This window comes from Actinospica sp. (genome assembly GCF_035552695.1).
Classification (GTDB): domain Bacteria; phylum Actinomycetota; class Actinomycetes; order Streptomycetales; family Catenulisporaceae; genus Actinospica.
On sequence record NZ_DASZKT010000060.1, the window covers coordinates 1 to 17,493 of the forward strand.

Sequence of the window (17,493 nt, forward strand, 5' to 3'; positions counted from 1 at the left end):
CATGTCGGGCCAGGCCTTGAGGTTCTGGTTGCTCGGCGACGGCGCCTGCGACTCGTTCTGGCTCCAGTGCCACCACGCGTTGATCGGCGCCCCGTCACCGATACACGCGAACCAACCCTGATAACCGACCGTGATCTTACCGACCACATCCCCGGCCGGTGAGGCAGCGCTGGCGCTGGAGGTGAGTGCCGAGACCACCTCCGTCCCGCCGACCGCGGCGAGGGTCGTTCCGGCGAGCGCTGAACCTAGCAGTGTTCTGCGGGATATAGGCATAAGTACCTCGCGTGGGTATGCGTGCCGTGCCTGGTAGCGGTCAAGCTAGCAAGCCCGACGCGTCCACCGTTAGTCAAAAGTTCGCCAAAACAACGGCCTCACGCGAAAATGCGAGTTGAAGGGCATGCAAATCGAAGTTCCGGAACTTGCAAGAAACTCTTGAGGCTTAGCGCGTCAGTTCTCGTCGTCTTCGTGCACGATTACGGTGGGAAGCTCGTTGAACGCCTCCGTCGAGCTGGGGTGCGTCTCGGCGGAGACCGTGAGCCGGTCGCCCACGTCCGTCGTGACCGCGACGGTGTGCGGGTCCGTGAACACCGCGCGGCCGGTGACCACGCTGACCGTCTCGAGGCTGTTGAGCCCGTCGTAGTTCCCGGCGCGCATGAACTCGCGTACCTGCTGCACCTTCTGCACCGCGTCCCGGTAGAACTCCTGCGGGTCGTCGTCCTCGCGGCGCTTGCGGGAGTGGTGGACCAGGCCCTTGGACGGCACGCAGCCCACGTTCGGGCAGGTGCCGCCGTACATCCGCTCCGACTGCTCCACGAGCACCACGCGCCTGCCCAGCCGACCGAGCGCCGCGGCCGCCGTCTTGCCGCCCTTGCCGAAGCCGATCACCAGCACGTCGGCGCGGAGCGTGTCCTGCGCATCCTGCGTGCCATTCGCGTTCTGCGCGTTCTGCGTCTCCTGCGTGGAATTCATGCGATCTCCCAAGACGAGGTGCGGCGTCCGCTCCGTCGCACGCTATGGGTGCCCAACGCCGCCACGGAACGGCGCACTTCCACCCTTGGGCTAGAGCCGCCATAAGCGCGACCTATGACCCGCCGTGTGGTGAGATGAGGGCATGGAGCTGCGGGAACTTTCGGCCTTCGTCGCGGTGGTCGAGGAGGGCGGCCTGTCCGCCGCGGCCCGGCGGCTGCACATGAGCCAGCCGGCGCTGTCCCAGACGATCAACGGGCTCGAACGGGAGTTGCGGCTCAAGCTGCTCGACCGCGGCAGCACGGGAACGCGGCCGACGGAGGCGGGTCTGACGCTGTTCGCGGAGGCGCAGGCGGTACTCGCCCGATACCGGCAGGCGGAGCGGGCGATGGCCCGGCTGACCGGGGACGGCGCGGGAGTGCTGCGACTGGGAATCCCGCTCGAGTTCCCATTCGACGTGCTCCAGCCGGCCCTGGCGGAACTGGCCGAGGCGTGCCCCGACACGAAGGTGCAGGCGCTGCATCTGTCGACGTCTCAGCAGATCGCCGCCCTGAACGCCGGGGAACTCGAGGTCGGCCTGCTGCGCGAACGCCCGGGCGGCGAGCAACTCGACGCGATGCTGGTGACGCGCGAGGAGTTGGGGGTGCTGCTGTCCGCCGCGGTGGCGGATGAGCTGGCCGGGCCCGACGGCGTACCGCTCGACGCCTTGCGCGGTCTGGAATGGTTGGCCTTCCCACGCTCGGACAGCCCGGCCTGGTTCGACGAACTCACGGCGATCCTGCGCAGTCACGGGCTCGATCCGCGGACGGACGCGCCGGCGGGCCAGCGGCTGATCGCCGAGGTGAAGCTGGCCGCGGTCAGCGCCGGACGGGCCTTCGCGCTCGCGCCGCCGAACTGGTCGCACCCGATCGACGGGGTCTCGTGGGTGCCGCTGGTCGGCGGTCCGTTGGTGCGCCGAACGTGGGCGGTGTGGGCCGCGGACTCGCGCCGGCGCGACCTGGGACGGCTGATCGCGGCCCTCGACCGGCCGGACCTGGGCTGACATGCCGTCAGCCGGACAGCCCATCGGGGGCAGTCCGGCTGACAGTGCGTCAGGTGGCCGCGGATCAGACCGCGGTACGGCCGCCGTCGACCGGGAGGACCACGCCCTGCACGAAGCTCGCCGCGTCGCTCGCCAGATACACGACGGCCGCGGCGATCTCCTCGGGCGCGGCGGGCCGGCCGAGCGGGGCCTGCGAGGCGAGGCCGTCGAGATTCTCACCCATCGCCGCGGTGCCCTCGGTGCGGGTCGGGCCGACGCCGATCGCGTTCACCCGCACGCCACGCGGTCCGTACTCGGCGGCCCACGCCTTGGTGAGCAGGTTGACCGCGGCCTTGCTGGACCCGTAGAGCGACATGCCGGACATGCCGTACGACGCCACCATGGTGCTGGTGTTGACGATCGCGCCCTTGCCGCGCGCGGCCATGGCCGGGGCGAGCTCGCCGACGAGAATGAACTTCGCCTTCACGTTCACGTCGTAGACGGCGTCGAACTCCTCCTCGGTGACCTCTTCGGTCGGCTTGAACGGGAAGACGCCCGCGTTGTTCACGAGGATGTCGACGCGGCCGCCGCCGAGCTCGGTGGCCCGCCGCGCGAGCTGCCGCACCGACGCCGCGTCGCCCAGGTCGGCGGCCACGAAGTCGGCCTTGCCGCCGCGCTCGCGGATCGAGGCCACCACGGCCTCGCCGCGCGCCGCGCTGCGGCCCGCCACCAGCACGTGGGCCCCCTGCTCGGCCAACGCGGCAGCGGTCGCGGCGCCGATGCCGCTGGTCGCGCCGGTCACCAGGGCCACGGAGCCGGTCAGGGAAAGGGAGGTCATGGGGGGTTTCCTTTCAGCGGAGCGATGTCGGTCCTGCGTGCAGTCGAACCGGGATCCGCCCGCCGGGATTTCCCTTCGGCATTAAGGAAGGCTTATGGAGGTCATTCGCGATACCTACCGGCGCCCAGCCGCTCCGATCGCGTCCATCCGGACCATGGCTCTGATTCACCGGACGGCGCTACGGTGCAAGTGCGGACCCACCGCAGCTCCACCCACCCACTCGGGAGAGAAAATGCGTCTGTACGCCTACGCCCGGAACCGGTTCCGGGCCCTCGGCGCGGCCGTCGCGATCGCGGCCCTGGCCACCGGCGTCGGCCTCGGCGTGGCCGCGGCTCCGGCCCAGGCTCTGGACTCCGGCTCGCTGAAGCTGGACCAGGCCACCTCGGTCGGCATCCACAACACCTACGACGACGGCTCGTCCTACCCCTACCTTGCCGACGCGCTCGACTCCGGCGCCACGCTCATCGAGCTCGACGCCTGGGTCAACCCGTTCACGCACCAGTGGGACGTGAGCCACTCGAACCCGATCGGCAGCTCCAACAACTGCAACTACGCGCCCACGGCCGCGTCCCTGTACACCGGCGGGGTCAACCAGGATCTCGACAGCTGCCTCGGCGACATCGCCTCCTGGCTGAGCGTGCACCCGACCGCCAACCCGATCATGGTCAAGCTGGAGCTGAAGGCCGGCTTCGACGCGACGATCGGGATGGGCCCGGCCGAGCTCGACTCGTACATCAACGCGCACATCGGCAACTACGTCTACAAGCCCGTCAACCTGCTGACCAAGTCGGACGGGACGCAGTACCCGAACCTGGATGCGGCCGCGAAGGCGGACAACTGGCCGACCCGGCAGCAGCTGCAGGGCAAGGTGATCATCGAGGCGATCCCGGGCACCTTCGAGATGGCCAACCCCTTCGACCACCTGTGGACCGACACCGAGTACGCGGACTATATCTCCGGCCTCGAGTCCTCCGGCACGGTCGCGAACGCGGAGATCTTCCCGAGTGTGCTCGGCGCCCAGACCGGCGACCCGCGCACCCGCTACCCGGCCGCGATCCAGCCCTGGTTCGTGGTCTTCGACGGTGACGCGTCGGCGTACGTCACGGACGGCAACACCGAGTGGTACAACGCGAACCACTATCTCGTGATCGCCACGGATGCGGAGAACGTCGCGCCGGCCCTCTCCGACACGGCTCCCTCGCTCTCCGACGCGCAGGCCAGGGTCGCCGAACTGGCCGCGGACTCGGTCTCGTTCGTCTCGACGGACTGGACCAACTCGCCCGGTAACGGCGTCCTTTCCGAGGTGCTGCCCCGCGGCTAGTCGCTCGGCTAGTCGGTCTTCTGGTTAGTTGCGGCGCGGAAGGCCGGTCCGCTTGGCGGTCGCGAGCAGCGGGGTGATCTCCACCCCGGTGATCTGGCCGAGCGGGCCGACCTCCGTCGTCAGGAAGCCGTACAGGGCATTGAGATCGGTCGCGGCGACGGCGATCAGCAGATTGGCGGACCCGGTGGTCGCGGCGGCGAACCGGACCTGCGGGTGGTTGCCGAGAATCTGCGCGGTCTCCTCGAGCGCGCCGGGTTGCACGGTGATCCAGAGCAGGGCCTCTGCGTGAATGCCGAGCAGCGCGAGATCCACTTCGGTGGCCAGGCGCACGACCTTGCCGCGGACGAGTGCGTCGAGGCGCCGACGGGCGGTGAGCGGGGTGGTGTCGGCGCGCTGGGCGAGTTCGGTGTAGGTGGCGCGACCGTCCTCGGCCAGGGTTCTGATCAAGGCGTCGTCGATCGCGGCCGGTTCGGGCCTGGTGATCGGTGGGACGACGGGCAGACGTGCGGACTCCTCGGGGGAGAGCAGACCGGCGGTCCACCGGAACGCGTTGGTGAACACGCGCAGCAGGGTGTACGCGGTCCACGACCGCACCGCGTCGGTGGCGGGCAGGTCGCGTAGCAGAAGGTTGTTACGCGCCTCGGTCCCGTCCAGAAAGAAGATCGCTGAGATCTCGTCGCCCGACCCGAGGATGTCGACCCACGTGGTGTCGGCCCGGCGCGTGAGAGCGTTCGCGACCTGCCGGATCTTGGTCGGGCGGCAGTTGATCCGCAGCGCGAGGGGGAACACGCCGGGGGTCAGCGCCGGGTTGCGGACCGCCGTGGCGCGCAGAGTGCCGTCCGCGTAGAGGGGAGCGGCGCGGCGCGTGACAGTGCGCTCCGACAGCTCCAGGCAGTGCGCGACCTCCCGCCAGGAGGCGCGCGGGGCGGCGAGCAGGACGGCGACGATGCGCCGGTCCGTTTCATCGAGCTCCTGTCCCATGATCTTCATGATAGAAGGCCTCCCTGACAGATTTCCTGCACTGAACGCCGCAATGAGTGCGTCAATCGGCGAGCGGTCGTAAAAAGGGTGCTGTCGCGCTCGCGACGGAGTGTTCGCCCGAGATGGGAGAAGATCATGAATGATCACGGTGTCGATCTGCTGATCCGCGCGGCGGCGGTGCACACGCGGGTGCCTGGCCAGAGTCCGCAGCGGGCGCTGGCCGTGCGGGGCGACCGCATCGTCGCGCTCTCGTCCGATCCGAACGGCCTCGACGAGCTGGTGAGCGAGCGGACCACGGTCCACGACCTGCCCGGCGCAACGGTGCTGCCCGCGTTCGACGACACCCACACGCATCTCATCTACGCCGGGCACAGCGCGTACGACGTCCCCGTCCACCAGGCGCACACCATCGCGGAGTTCCTCGACCTGATCCGGCAGCGGGCCGCCGTCACGCCCGAGGGCCGGTGGATCCGCACCACGACCAACTGGCAGGAGCTGAACCTCGCCGAGCGGCGCATGCCCACCGCGGCCGAACTCGACCAGGCGACCGACCGACACCCGGTGCTGGTCAAGCGCGGCGGCCACAACGACGTCGTCAACAACTACGCGCTGCGCCTGGCGGGCATCACCGAGGACACCCCGGTCCCGCCCGGCGGCGCGATCGGCCGCGACCCCGACGGTCGTCTCAATGGTCGACTTATCGACAATGCTCTCGGTCTGGTGGAGCGGTTCGTCCCGAGCCAGGATCGCGCGCAGCGCGTCGACGGGCTGCGCATCGCCAGCGCTCAGTACGCTGCGACGGGCATCGGCACCGTTCGCGACTGCGCCGTGACCCTGGACGACTATGCGATTCTGCGGGCCGCACGCGATGAGAACGCTCTCTCCACCCGCGTCCGTGCACTGATCTCGGCGCTCGGCCTGTCCAGCGCGGCGGAGGTCGAGGACCTGCTCGACGCCATGGAGGACCTGCGCTACAGCGCCGATCCGCGGCTGGGCGTGTGGGGCGTGAAGTTCGGCATGGACGGAGGCCTCGAGGCCGGAGCCACCGAGGAGCCCTACGCCTGCGACCACGCCTACTCCGGCACGCTGATCTGGGAGCCCGACGCCATGGTCGAGGCGATCGGCGCCGTCGTCCGCCGCGGCTGGCGCGTCGGCACCCACGCCTACGGCGACCGTGCCGTGCGCGTCCTGCTCGACGTCTACGAGCGGGTCCTCGCGAACAATCCCGGCCTGCCCGCCGGAGCGCTCGTCATGGAGCACGGCGGCCTGGCCGGAGCCGAGCAGCGTGTTCGCGCCGTCAAGCTCGGCATCCCCGTCACGATCCAGCAGCCGCTGCTGCACGACACGGCCGAGGTCGAGGAGGCGTTCTGGGGCCCGGAACGGGTCGCGGCCCTGTTCCCCGCCCGCTCCTGGATCGACCTCGGCGCGCAGGTCAGCGCCGGATCGGACTTCCCGGTCGGGCAGTTCGGCGCGATGCGCTCGGTGTGGGGGATGGCGACCAGGCAGACCGTCATCGGCGTCAAGGGCGCCGAGCACGCGATCGGCTACGACGAGGCCGTGAAGCTGCACACCGTCAACGCCGCCCGACTGACCGGCGAGGAGCACCTGCGCGGCTCGCTCACCCCGGGCCGGCTCGCGGACCTGACCATCTGGGACCAGGACCCGGCACAGGCTTCGGGTGAGGTGCTGCGGGACCTGATGCCCACTCACACGGTCATCGGCGGACGGCTCGTCTAAGTCTGCTCAATCAGGGCTGCTCGTCCGGGTCTGCGACTACTTGTTCACGACAGCTACTTGTTCACGAGCGTCGTCTCGAAGGAGTAGAGGTCCGGCCGGTAGCAGTGGTGCCCGTACTCGATGGCCCGCCCGTTGTTGCTGAAGGCGGTGCGGTCCATCGTCAACAGGGGTCCTCTAGCCTTGATCTCTAATAGTTTGCTTTCCTCGAGCGTGGCCGAGCGGGCGCCGATCCGCTGCCTGGCCACGCTCATCGTCGTTCCGCGCGCCCGCAGCAGCTGGTAGAGGCCGCGCGCCCTGAGGTCGTCCTCTGTGATGTCGATGAACTCGACCGGGAGATAGTTCTCCAGGATCGCCAGCGGCGTCTCGTCGGCGGCTCGCAGGCGGCGGATGTGCAGGATCGGGGAGTCGGGCGCGACCGCGAGTATTTCCGCGATGCGCTCGTCGGCGCCGATGACGGCGCGGGACAGCAGCTGCGTCGTCGGCCGCCGACTGCCCTGCTGCAGGTCGTCGTACAGGCTGGTCAGCTCGACCTTGCGGGTCAGCGGCCGCTGCACGACCTGGGTGCCGAGGCCGCGGCGGCGGACCAGCAGGCCCTTGCCCACGAGCTCCTGAATGGCTCTGCGCACGGTCGGGCGGGAAAGCCCGAGCCGGTCCGCGAGCGCGATCTCGTTCTCCAGCCGGGCGCCGGGACGCAGCGAACCGTCGCTGATCGCCTGCTCGATCCGGCTCGCGAGCTGGAAGTACAGCGGAACCGGGCTGGCGCGATCGATGTCCATGAACAGCTCCACGGGCAGCGTCTTCGCCGGGCCGGCGGCGGACTCCGGCATCGCAACCTCCTTCTTCGACCGAACAAGCCTCGATGCTTGTCACAAGATTATGACAACCTGACCGGCTTCGGGGAAAGACGGGGGTAGAAACTCTTCGCCGCGCACTTGCGCCGGGCCGGACAGCCCGGATCGTGGACAGTGCGCGGACTCTTGACCTGGATCGAAATTGTTAGTTTGATAGAACAAATGGCGCAGCGGCGTCGCGCGCACCGGCCGGCCGAGTCGACGAAGGAGTGGCGAAGGCATGACGACACAGCTCCCCGACCCGCCGTCGCCGGTGCTCGACGCGGCGTTCGACCTGATCACGATCGGCCGGATCGGGGTGGACATCTACCCGCTGCAGGACAGCGTCGGCCTGGAGGACGCCGAGACCTTCGGCAAGTACCTCGGCGGCAGCGCGACGAACGTCGCGATCGCCGCGGCCCGGCACGGACGGCGCTGCGCGGTCGTCACCGCCACCGGGGACGACCCGTTCGGCCGCTTCGCCCGCCGGGAACTGGCCAGGCTCGGCGTCGACGGCCGCTTCGTGGCGACCGTGCCGGAGCTCAAGACCCCGGTGACGTTCTGCGAGATCTTCCCGCCGGACGACTTCCCGCTCTACTTCTACCGGGACCCGCTCGCCCCCGACCTCGCCATCACCACCGACGACCTCGATCTCACGGCGATCCGCGACGCCCGCATCTTCTGGGCGACGGTGACCGGGCTGTCCCGCGAGCCGAGCCGCACCACGCACCTCACGGCCTGGGAGGCCAGGGCGCGCGCCCCGCTGACCATCCTCGACCTCGACTACCGGCCGATGTTCTGGCCCTCGCCCGAGGCGGCCACCGCCGAGGTCGAGAAGGCGCTCTCCCAGGTCACTGTCGCGGTCGGCAACAGCGAGGAGTGCCGGATCGCGGTCGGCGAGAGCGAGCCGCACCGCGCGGCCGACGCCCTGCTCGACCGCGGCGTGGACCTCGCGGTCGTCAAGCGGGGTCCGCGCGGCGTGCTCGCCAAGACCCGCGAGCAGACCGTCGAGGTGCCGCCGTACCGCGTCGAGGTGGTCAACGGGCTCGGCGCCGGAGACGGCTTCGGCGGGGCCCTGTGCCACGGGCTGCTCAGCGGCTGGCCGCTGGAACGCGCCCTGCGCTTCGCGAACGTCGCCGGAGCCGTCGTCGCCACCCGCCGCGAGTGCTCGACCGCCATGCCGACCACCGCGGAGGTCGAAGAGATCATGAAGGAGCTCTGACGTGCACACCCCTGACGTCGCAGACCGGGTCGCCCCGCTCGTCAGCGACGACGCGTTCGCCCGGCTGCGCCGGGCGCGGCACCGCGACCCCGAGTCGATCCCCGCCGCGCTCGCCGCACGGACCCGGCGGCCGCTGGTGCGGGGCGACGGGCGGCTGTTCATCGTCGCGGCCGACCACCCGGCCCGCGGCGCCCTCGGCGTGCGCAGGGACCCGATGGCGATGGCCGGCCGCTACGACCTGCTGCGCCGCCTGGCGCTCGCGCTGTCCAGGCCCGGCGTCGACGGGGTGCTCGCCACGGCCGACGTCATCGAGGACCTGGCGCTGCTCGGCCTGCTGCACGGGAAGATCGCGGTCGGCTCGATGAACCGCGGCGGCCTGCGCGGCGCCGCCTTCGAGATGGACGACCGCTACACCGGGTACGACGTCGGCTCCATGGTCGAATCCCGGCTGGACGCCGCGAAGCTGCTGCTGCGGGTGAACCTCGAGGACGCGGGCACCGCGGCGACGCTGGAGGCGACGGCCCACGCGGTCACCGCCGCGGCCCGCGCCAAGCTCCCGATCATGCTCGAACCCTTCATGAGCGAGTGGGTCGACCGACGCGTCGTCAACGACCTGTCGACCGAGGCCGTGATCACCTCCGTCGCCATCGCCTCCGGCCTCGGCGCGTCCTCCGCGTACAGCTGGCTGAAGCTGCCGGTGGTCGCGGACATGGAACGGGTCATGGAAGCCGCGACCCTGCCCACGCTGCTGCTCGGCGGCGACACCGACGGCGACCCGGACGAGACGTACGCATCCTGGGGCGCCGCGCTCGCGCTGCCCGGCGTGCACGGCCTCGTCGTCGGCCGCACGCTGCTCTACCCGCAGGACGACGACGTCGCCAAGGCGGTCGACATCGCCGCCTCGCTCGTCCACGGCAACTGAAAGGCAAACACCGTGACAACAACGAACGAAGTGACCGCTGCTCCGCACTGGGTCGTCCCGCACTGGATCGACGGCGCCGAGTATCCATCGACCAGCGGCCGCACCGCCCCGGTCTACGACCCGGCCCTCGGCGTGGAGACCAAGCGCGTCGCCCTCGCGGACAAGGCCGAGATCGACGCCGCCGTCGCCAGTGCGAAGGCCGCGTTCCCGGGGTGGAGCGATCTCTCCCTGGCACGCCGTCAGGCCGTCGTGTTCAAGTTCCGCGAACTGCTCGACGCCCGCAAGGGGGAGCTTGCGGAGATCATCACCAGCGAGCACGGCAAGGTGCTCTCCGACGCGCTCGGCGAGATCAGCCGAGGCCAGGAGGTGGTGGAGTTCGCCACGGGACTCGCGCACCACCTCAAGGGCGAGTTCTCCGAGCAGGTCTCGACCGGCATCGACGTGTACTCCACCCGGCAGCCGCTCGGCGTGGTGGGCATCATCTCGCCGTTCAACTTCCCGGCGATGGTGCCGGCCTGGTTCTTCCCGATCGCGATCGCGGCCGGCAACACGGTGGTGCTCAAGCCGAGCGAGAAGGACCCGTCGGCGGCGCTCTGGCTGGCCGGGCTCTGGAAGGACGCGGGCCTGCCGGACGGGGTGTTCACCGTGCTCAACGGCGACAAGGAGGCCGTGGACGGGCTGCTGGAGCACCCGGACGTGCAGGCGATCTCCTTCGTCGGCTCCACCCCGATCGCGCGGTACGTATACGAGACCGGCACCCGGCACGGCAAGCGCGTGCAGGCCCTCGGCGGCGCGAAGAACCACATGCTCGTCCTGCCCGACGCCGACCTCGACCTCACCGCGGACTCCGCGATCAACGCCGGATTCGGCTCGGCGGGCGAGCGCTGCATGGCGATCTCCGTCGTCGTCGCCGTCGAACCGGTCGCCGACGAACTGGTCTCCAGGATCGTGGACAAGATGAAGACGCTGCGTATCGGCGACGGCCGCCGCGGCTGCGACATGGGCCCGCTGGTCACCGGCCAGCACCGCGACAAGGTCGCCTCCTACATCGACATCGCGGCGCAGGACGGCGCCACCGTGGTCGTCGACGGCCGCGACGTCCGGGCCGACGGCGACGCGAACGGCTTCTGGCTCGGCCCGAGCCTGATCGACAACGTGCCGACCACGAGCCGCGTGTACACCGAGGAGATCTTCGGCCCGGTGCTGTCCGTCGTGCGCGTCCCGTCGTACGAGGCCGGCGTCGAGCTGATCAACTCGGGGGCCTTCGGCAACGGCACCGCGATCTTCACCAACGACGGCGGCGCCGCGCGCAGGTTCCAGAAGGACATACAGGTGGGAATGATCGGGATCAACGTGCCGATCCCGGTGCCGGTGGCCACCTTCAGCTTCGGCGGGTGGAGGGACTCGCTGTTCGGCGACACCAAGGCGCACGGCGCCGAGGGCGTGAAGTTCTTCACCCGGCTGAAGGCGATCACCAGCCGGTGGCTGGACCCGAGCCACGGCGGCATCAACCTGGGCTTCCCCGAGAACGACTAGCGATCTAGGAACAAGAGATGGCAGTGCGCAACGAGTGGTTCCACCCGCGCGGCTCGCTCGCCCGCGCGGGCTGGGAATCGGTGGTGGACGCCGCGATCCCCGGCTGGCGGCACACCGGCATCCGGGTCGCGGCCCTCGGCGGCGGCGACACTCTGGAACTGGCTGCCGGCGACGTCGAGCGGATCGTGGTACCGCTGTCCGGATCCTTCCGCGTCGACCACGAGGGCGCGACCACCAAGCTGGACGGCCGGTCGAGCGCCTTCGACGGGCCCACCGACGTGGTCTACGTCGGCGCGGGCCAGGCGCTCGCGGTGCACGGCGTCGGCCGGGTCGCGGTCGCGGAGGCGGTCACCCCGGTCCGCAAGCCGAGCCGGTACCTGGCGAAGTCCGAGGTGCCGGTGGAGATTCGCGGAGCCGGCCGGGACACCCGCCAGGTGCACAACTTCGGCACCCCGGACGCGCTCGACGCGGCCGCCTTCATCGTGTGCGAGGTGATCACGCCCGGCGGGAACTGGTCCTCGCATCCGGCCCACAAGCACGACGAGCACGTGGCCGGGCACGAATCGCGGCTCGAAGAGATCTACTACTTCGAGGCGGCACCCGTGCGCGGTTCGCACGCTCCAGAAGGAGCCGACGCCTTCGGCAGCTTCGCCACGTACTCCTCGTCCGCCGGCGAGATCGACACCAACGCGCTCGTGCGCACCGGCGACATCGCGCTCGTTCCCTACGGCTACCACGGCCCGGCCGCCGCCGCGCCGGAGTACGACCTCTACTACCTCAACGTGATGGCCGGCCCGGATCCCGAGCGGGTCTGGCTGGTCTCCGACGACCCGAAGCAGGCGTGGATCCGCTCCCAGTGGGCGCAGCAGAACCGTGACGCGCGCCTGCCCTACCTGCCCGCTAGCGAAGGAGAGAGCTCGTGACGGCCCGCAGGATGACGGTAGGTCAGGCGCTCGTCGAGTTCCTCGCCCACCAGTACACCGTGGATTCCACGCCGGCAGGCGACGGCGACGTCCGGGAGCGGACGATCCCGGGGATGTTCGGCATCTTCGGCCACGGCAACGTCGCCGGCCTCGGGCAGGCGCTCAAGCAGTACAACGTGACCGACCCGACGCTGCTGCCGTACCACCAGGCGCGCAACGAGCAGGCCATGGTGCACCAGGCCGTCGGCTTCGCCCGCATGCACCGCCGCCGCGCGACGCTCGCCGCCACGGCCTCGGTCGGCCCGGGCGCGGCGAACATGCTCACCGGCGCGGCGCTCGCGACCGCGAACCGGATGCCCGCGCTGCTGCTGCCCTCGGACACCTTCGCGACGCGCGTCGCGGACCCCGTACTCCAGCAGCTCGAAATCCCGCACGACACCGGTCTTCAGGTCACCGACGCGTTCCGTCCGCTCTCCAGGTTCTTCGACCGGGTGCAACGTCCCGAGCAGCTGTACTCGATCGCGCTGGCCGCGATGCGGGTGCTGACCGACCCGGCCGAGACCGGCGCGGTCACGATCGCGCTGCCGGAGGACGTGCAGGCAGAGGCGATCGACGTGCCCGTGGAGTTCCTGCGGGACCGCGAGTGGCACATCCGCCGTCCGCTGCCCGAGAAGTGGGCGCTGGAGAGCGCGCTCTCGGCGATCCGGGGCGCGCGGAAGCCGTTCATCATCGCGGGCGGCGGCGTGATCTACTCCGGCGCGGAGGAGTCGCTGCGCCGGCTGGTCGAGCTCACCGGCATCCCGGTCGGCACCAGCCAGGCCGGCGGCGGAGCGCTGAACTGGGACCACCCGCAGTATCTCGGGGGAGTGGGCGCGACCGGCACCACCGCCGCGAACCGGCTCGCGGCCGAGGCGGACGTGGTCATCGGCATCGGCACGCGGTACAGCGACTTCACCACCGCCAGCCGCTCGGCGTTCCAGAACCCTGACGTGAAGTTCGTGAACATCAACGTCGCATCGTTCGACGCGTACAAGCACGGTTCTCAGCTCACTGTCATCGCCGACGCCCGCGAGACGCTGGACGCACTGCGCGCCGCGCTGGACGGCTTCCACGTCAGCGCCGAGCACGCCGCGCGCGTCGCCGTCGAGAAGCGCGCGTGGGACACCGTCGCGGAGGGCGCTCTCTCGCCCACCGGTGCCGAGTTGCCCGGCCAGGCCGAGATCATCGGCGCGATCCAGGCCGCGAGCGACCCGAAGGACGTCATCGTGCAGGCCGCCGGCAGCCTGCCAGGCGACCTGCACAAGCTGTGGCGCGTGCGCGATCCGCTCGGCTACCACGTCGAGTACGCGTTCTCCTGCATGGGCTATGAGATCGCCGGCGGCATCGGCGCTAAGCGCGGCCTCGAAGCGCTCGGCGACGACCGCGACGTCATCATCATGGTCGGCGACGGTTCGTACCTGATGCTGCACAGCGAACTGGCCACCGCCGTCGCCGAGGACATCAAGATCATCCTCGTGCTGATCCAGAACGAGGGCTACGCCTCCATCGGCCACCTCTCGGAGAGCATCGGCTCGGAGCGCTTCGGCACCCGCTACCGGTATCTCGACAAGAGCGCGCGGAACTTCGAGTCCGGCGAGCTGCTGACCGCCGTGGACCTCGCGGCCAACGCCCGCAGCTACGGCATCGACGTCATCGAGATCCGCCCAGGCTCGCTGGCGATCGACCAGCTCTCCGCCGCCGTCAAGGCCGCGAAGGCGAGTTCGAGTTCGACGTTGATCCACATCAACGCGGACCCCTTCGCCTACGCCCCGGACGGCGAGGGCTGGTGGGACGTGCCCGTCGCCGAGGTCTCCGACCTGGAGAGCACGCGGCAGGCGCGCGCCGAGTACGTCGAGCAGCGCAAGAAGCAGCGTCCCCTGCTGGGGTGATCCGCGCCGCGCGGCACGAATCAAGGCTTCAAGGACTTAAGGGCTCAAGGCTTCAAGGACTCAAGCTTCAAGGACCAAAGGTAAGGACGATGATGACCGACACCGCCGGAACCGCCGACACCGCCACGGACAACCCGCAGGGACTGCGCATCGGCACCGCTCCGGACTCCTGGGGCGTCTGGTTCCCCGACCATCCGCGGCAGGTCCCGTGGGAGCGCTTTCTGGATGAGGCGCAGCAGGCGGGCTACCACTGGATCGAGCTCGGTCCCTACGGCTATCTGCCCACCGATCCGCACCAGCTCGAGGACGAGCTTGGCAAGCGCGATCTCGAACTGAGCGCGGGCACCGTGTTCACCGGCTTTCACAAGGGCGACGAGCAGTGGCGGCTCGCCTGGGATCAGGCCGTGCGGGTCGCCGGTCTCGCGCACGCGCTCGGCGCGAAGCACATCGTGGTGATCCCGGACATGTGGCGCTCCGAGGCGACCGGCGAGGCCCTCGAACCTCGCACGCTGACGCCCGAGCAGTGGGACAAGCTCGCCAAGGCGCACGACCGGCTCGGCAAGGCGCTGCTGGAGGAGTACGGCGTGCGCCAGGAGTTCCACTCGCACGCCGACAGCCACATCGGCACGTACCGCGAGGTGGAGCGGCTGCTGGAGCTGACCGACCCGCAGTACCTGAACCTGTGCCTGGATACCGGCCACTTCGCGTACTACGGCGGCGACAACCTCAAGATGATCAAGGCGCACCCGGAGCGCATCGGCTACCTGCACCTCAAGCAGGTCGATCCGGACTACCGCTTCGAAGTGCACAAGAACGACATCCCGTGGTCGCACGCGGCCGGGGACGTCATGGTCGAGCCGCCGGCCGGAATCCCCGACTTCGCGCCGATCATCGAGGCCGTCTCCGCGATCGACCCGCGGACTTTCGCCATCGTCGAGCAGGACATGCCCGGCGTGGACATCGAGATCCCGCTCGGCATCGCCACCCGAACCCGCCAGCACATCTTCGGCTGCACGCCGCTGACGCGCGTTCGCTGAACAACTACTTCGACGACGAAGGAAGAGGTCTGCTACTTCATGAGCACCACCCCTGAGCTGCGCGTCGGCGTGGTCGGAACCGGCATCATGGGTGCCGACCACGCCGCCCGGATCACGAACACCATCACCGGCGCGAACGTGTCGGCGATCGTGGAGCCGGACGCCGGCCGGGCCGCCGCGGCCGCCCGGCTGGCCCCCGGAGCCAAGACCTTCACCCGGGTCGAGGACGCGCTCGCCGCCGACGCCCTCGACGCGGTCGTGATCGCCGCCCCGGGCCGGTTCCACGAAATGGTGCTGCTGCCGGTGCTGGAGGCGGGCCTGCCGATCCTCTGCGAGAAGCCGCTGACGCAGGACCCTGAATCGTCCTGGCGCATCGTCGAGGCCGAGCAGAAGTCCGGCAGGCTGCTGATTCAGGTCGGCTTCATGCGCCGCTTCGACCCGCAGTACCGGCAGCTGCGCGAGCTGATCGCCTCCGGTAGCGCGGGGGAGCTGCTGATGCTGCGCGGCGTGCACCGCAACCCCTCGGTGCCCGACGGGTACACGCAGCCGATGCTCATCAACGACTCGGTCGTGCACGAGTTCGACGTCGTACCCTGGCTCGCGGGTGCCACGATCACGTCCGTCGAGGTCAAGTACGCCAAGCGCAACGCCCTGGGCCCCGCGAACCTGCGTGAGCCGATCCTGGTGCTGATGGAGCTCGACAACGGCGTGCTCGTCGATGTCGAGATGAACGTCAGCGTCCGGTTCGGCTACCAGGTCGCCACCGAGGCCGTGTTCCAGCGCGGGGTCGCCCGGATCGGTCAGCCCGAGGGCCTGCAGCTGTGGCAGGACGCGAAGTTCCAGGTCGGCGAGCACACCAGCTACGTGACCCGGTTCAAGCAGGCCTATGACATCGAGGTACAGGACTGGGTCGACGCCGCCCGGCGCGGCACGATCGCCGGTCCCTCCGCGTGGGACGGCTACAAGGTCGCCGTCGTGTGCGCCGCCGGGGTGAAGGCGCTGGAGACCAGCGGCCCGGTCCCCGTCGAACTGCCGGAGACCCCCGCGTTCTACGCAGCCTCCTGAGGAGAGATCAGTGAGTGCACGGACGATCGGCATCGGCCTGATCAGCGTCGGCTGGATGGGGCGCGCGCACTCGCGTGCGTACCGCAACGTCAACGAGCACTACCCGGAGTTGGCCGTGCGGCCGGAGCTCGTGGCCGCCGCCGACCTCGTCGAGTCCAACCGTGCCGATGCCGTCGACGTCCTCGGCTACCGGCGGTCGGTCGCCGACTTTCGCGAGGTGCTGGCGGATCCCGAGGTCGACGCCGTGTCGATCTGCGCTCCGAACTTCCTGCACCACGAGATGGCGCTGGCGGCCGCGGCGGCGGGCAAGCCCTTCTGGATCGAGAAGCCCATGGGCCGCGGCCTGGCCGAGAGCGACGCAATCGCGCGTGCCGCGGCGAAGGCCGGGGTGGTCACGGCCGTCGGCTTCAACTACCGCAATCCGCCCGCGGTCGCCAAGGCGCGCGAGCTGATCGCCTCCGGCAGGCTCGGCCGCGTCACCAACGTGCGCGTCTCGTTCCTGGCGGACTACTCGTCGAGCCCCGATGGCGCGCTGATGTGGCGCTTCATCCGCGATCAGGCCGGCTCCGGCGTCTACGGCGACCTGCTCTCGCACGGCTTCGATCTGGCCACGTACCTGGTCGGCCCGATCCGCGAGGTCAGCGCGGCTCAGGACACGTACATCACCGAACGGCCCTCGTTGACCGGCACCGCGATCGGGCACAACGCGACCGCGACCGGAGAGCCGGGCCCGGTGGAGAACGAGGACTACGCGGCGGTGCTGGCGCGCTTCGAGAACGGCGCGCTCGGCGTGTTCGAAGCCAGCCGCATCGCGGTCGGCCCGCGCGCCGAGTACGTCGTCGAGGTCTACGGCACGGAGGGCTCGCTGCGCTGGGACTTCCAGCGTCTCAACGAGCTGAGGCTTGCGATCCGCGGCGACCGGGACTACGGATACACCACGCTGCACGCCCAGCCCGGCGACGGCGACTTCGCCCGTTTCCAGCCCGGCGGCGGAACGAGCATGGGCTTCGACGACCTGAAGACCATCGAGGCTGAGCGCTTTCTGCGCTCGATCGCCGAGGGCGTGCAGCACGGCCCCTCCGTCGCCGACGGACGCGCCGCCGCGGCGATCGCCGACGCCGCCGAGCGCTCCGGCCGGCTGCGGGAGTGGGTGGCCGTGGACTGAG

15 protein-coding genes and 1 pseudogene are annotated in these 17,493 nt (G+C 70.1%); 11 read left to right on the plus strand and 5 right to left on the minus strand.

The window, feature by feature from the left end:
• A pseudogene (locus VG296_RS32755) lies at positions 1–273 on the minus strand (lectin); the annotation flags it as partial.
• Between the two features lie 174 nt (positions 274–447).
• The gene (locus VG296_RS08685; RefSeq protein WP_325564924.1) at positions 448–969 is read right to left on the minus strand and encodes an FAD-dependent oxidoreductase; all 522 of its coding nucleotides are present in this window, start codon (positions 967–969) and stop codon (positions 448–450) included.
• 142 nt (positions 970–1,111) lie between these two features.
• Here VG296_RS08685 and VG296_RS08690 point away from each other — a divergent pair, with 142 nt between their 5' ends.
• Positions 1,112–2,008: a LysR substrate-binding domain-containing protein gene (locus VG296_RS08690; RefSeq protein WP_325564926.1), complete on the plus strand. Its 897-nt coding sequence runs from the start codon at positions 1,112–1,114 to the stop codon at positions 2,006–2,008.
• Positions 2,009–2,072: 64 nt separating this feature from the next.
• On the opposite strand, the gene VG296_RS08695 is transcribed toward VG296_RS08690, so the two are convergent.
• Complete coding sequence (locus VG296_RS08695; protein ID WP_325564928.1) at positions 2,073–2,825, minus strand: glucose 1-dehydrogenase; 753 nt, start codon at positions 2,823–2,825, stop codon at positions 2,073–2,075.
• Between the two features lie 232 nt (positions 2,826–3,057).
• Here VG296_RS08695 and VG296_RS08700 point away from each other — a divergent pair, with 232 nt between their 5' ends.
• A complete protein-coding gene (locus VG296_RS08700; RefSeq protein WP_325564930.1) occupies positions 3,058–4,146 on the plus strand; it encodes a hypothetical protein in 1,089 nt (362 codons plus the stop codon).
• Positions 4,147–4,170: 24 nt separating this feature from the next.
• Here the strand turns inward: VG296_RS08700 and VG296_RS08705 are convergent, their stop codons facing one another.
• Positions 4,171–5,136 (minus strand): Lrp/AsnC family transcriptional regulator, encoded by a 966-nt coding sequence (locus tag VG296_RS08705; RefSeq protein ID WP_325564932.1) that lies wholly within the window; start codon positions 5,134–5,136, stop codon positions 4,171–4,173.
• A 126-nt stretch (positions 5,137–5,262) separates the two neighbouring features.
• Between VG296_RS08705 and VG296_RS08710 the strand changes: the two genes are divergently transcribed.
• Positions 5,263–6,864 carry an amidohydrolase gene (locus VG296_RS08710; RefSeq protein WP_325564934.1) on the plus strand — a complete coding sequence of 534 codons (1,602 nt, stop codon included), beginning with the start codon at positions 5,263–5,265 and terminating at the stop codon, positions 6,862–6,864.
• Between the two features lie 53 nt (positions 6,865–6,917).
• On the opposite strand, the gene VG296_RS08715 is transcribed toward VG296_RS08710, so the two are convergent.
• Entirely contained in the window at positions 6,918–7,691 is a 774-nt protein-coding gene (locus tag VG296_RS08715) for a GntR family transcriptional regulator (RefSeq protein WP_325564936.1), read from the minus strand.
• 244 nt (positions 7,692–7,935) lie between these two features.
• Between VG296_RS08715 and iolC the strand changes: the two genes are divergently transcribed.
• The 8 genes from iolC (at position 7,936) to VG296_RS08755 (ending at position 17,492) form a co-directional block, all read left to right on the plus strand.
• Positions 7,936–8,916: a 5-dehydro-2-deoxygluconokinase gene (gene iolC, locus VG296_RS08720; RefSeq protein ID WP_325564938.1), complete on the plus strand. Its 981-nt coding sequence runs from the start codon at positions 7,936–7,938 to the stop codon at positions 8,914–8,916.
• A 1-nt stretch (position 8,917) separates the two neighbouring features.
• A complete protein-coding gene (locus VG296_RS08725) occupies positions 8,918–9,838 on the plus strand; it encodes a Cgl0159 family (beta/alpha)8-fold protein (protein ID WP_325564940.1) in 921 nt (306 codons plus the stop codon).
• A gap of 12 nt (positions 9,839–9,850) precedes the next feature.
• Positions 9,851–11,374, plus strand: coding sequence for a CoA-acylating methylmalonate-semialdehyde dehydrogenase (locus VG296_RS08730; protein ID WP_325564942.1), 1,524 nt, complete (start codon positions 9,851–9,853; stop codon positions 11,372–11,374).
• Between the two features lie 17 nt (positions 11,375–11,391).
• Positions 11,392–12,297, plus strand: a complete 906-nt coding sequence (gene iolB / locus VG296_RS08735) for a 5-deoxy-glucuronate isomerase (RefSeq protein WP_325564944.1) — start codon at positions 11,392–11,394, stop codon at positions 12,295–12,297.
• Positions 12,298–12,308: 11 nt separating this feature from the next.
• Positions 12,309–14,225, plus strand: coding sequence for a 3D-(3,5/4)-trihydroxycyclohexane-1,2-dione acylhydrolase (decyclizing) (iolD, locus tag VG296_RS08740; protein ID WP_349259497.1), 1,917 nt, complete (start codon positions 12,309–12,311; stop codon positions 14,223–14,225).
• Between the two features lie 92 nt (positions 14,226–14,317).
• Positions 14,318–15,262: a sugar phosphate isomerase/epimerase family protein gene (locus VG296_RS08745; RefSeq protein ID WP_414641071.1), complete on the plus strand. Its 945-nt coding sequence runs from the start codon at positions 14,318–14,320 to the stop codon at positions 15,260–15,262.
• A gap of 39 nt (positions 15,263–15,301) precedes the next feature.
• Positions 15,302–16,327 carry a Gfo/Idh/MocA family oxidoreductase gene (locus tag VG296_RS08750; protein WP_325564950.1) on the plus strand — a complete coding sequence of 342 codons (1,026 nt, stop codon included), beginning with the start codon at positions 15,302–15,304 and terminating at the stop codon, positions 16,325–16,327.
• Positions 16,328–16,337: 10 nt separating this feature from the next.
• On the plus strand, positions 16,338–17,492 hold the full coding sequence (locus VG296_RS08755; RefSeq protein ID WP_325564952.1) for a Gfo/Idh/MocA family oxidoreductase: 1,155 nt from the start codon (positions 16,338–16,340) through the stop codon (positions 17,490–17,492).
• Position 17,493 lies beyond the last annotated feature (1 nt).

Bases quoted from the DNA above. Each gene is read 5' to 3' on its own strand.
- VG296_RS08685 (WP_325564924.1), bottom strand. From the start codon at position 969: ATGAATTCCACGCAGGAGACGCAGAACGCGCAGAACGCGAATGGCACG.
- VG296_RS08690 (WP_325564926.1), top strand. From the start codon at position 1,112: ATGGAGCTGCGGGAACTTTCGGCCTTCGTCGCGGTGGTCGAGGAGGGC.
- VG296_RS08695 (WP_325564928.1), bottom strand. From the start codon at position 2,825: ATGACCTCCCTTTCCCTGACCGGCTCCGTGGCCCTGGTGACCGGCGCG.
- VG296_RS08700 (WP_325564930.1), top strand. From the start codon at position 3,058: ATGCGTCTGTACGCCTACGCCCGGAACCGGTTCCGGGCCCTCGGCGCG.
- VG296_RS08705 (WP_325564932.1), bottom strand. From the start codon at position 5,136: ATGAAGATCATGGGACAGGAGCTCGATGAAACGGACCGGCGCATCGTC.
- VG296_RS08710 (WP_325564934.1), top strand. From the start codon at position 5,263: ATGAATGATCACGGTGTCGATCTGCTGATCCGCGCGGCGGCGGTGCAC.
- VG296_RS08715 (WP_325564936.1), bottom strand. From the start codon at position 7,691: ATGCCGGAGTCCGCCGCCGGCCCGGCGAAGACGCTGCCCGTGGAGCTG.
- iolC (WP_325564938.1), top strand. From the start codon at position 7,936: ATGACGACACAGCTCCCCGACCCGCCGTCGCCGGTGCTCGACGCGGCG.
- iolB (WP_325564944.1), top strand. From the start codon at position 11,392: ATGGCAGTGCGCAACGAGTGGTTCCACCCGCGCGGCTCGCTCGCCCGC.
- iolD (WP_349259497.1), top strand. From the start codon at position 12,309: ATGACGGTAGGTCAGGCGCTCGTCGAGTTCCTCGCCCACCAGTACACC.
- VG296_RS08745 (WP_414641071.1), top strand. From the start codon at position 14,318: ATGACCGACACCGCCGGAACCGCCGACACCGCCACGGACAACCCGCAG.
- VG296_RS08750 (WP_325564950.1), top strand. From the start codon at position 15,302: ATGAGCACCACCCCTGAGCTGCGCGTCGGCGTGGTCGGAACCGGCATC.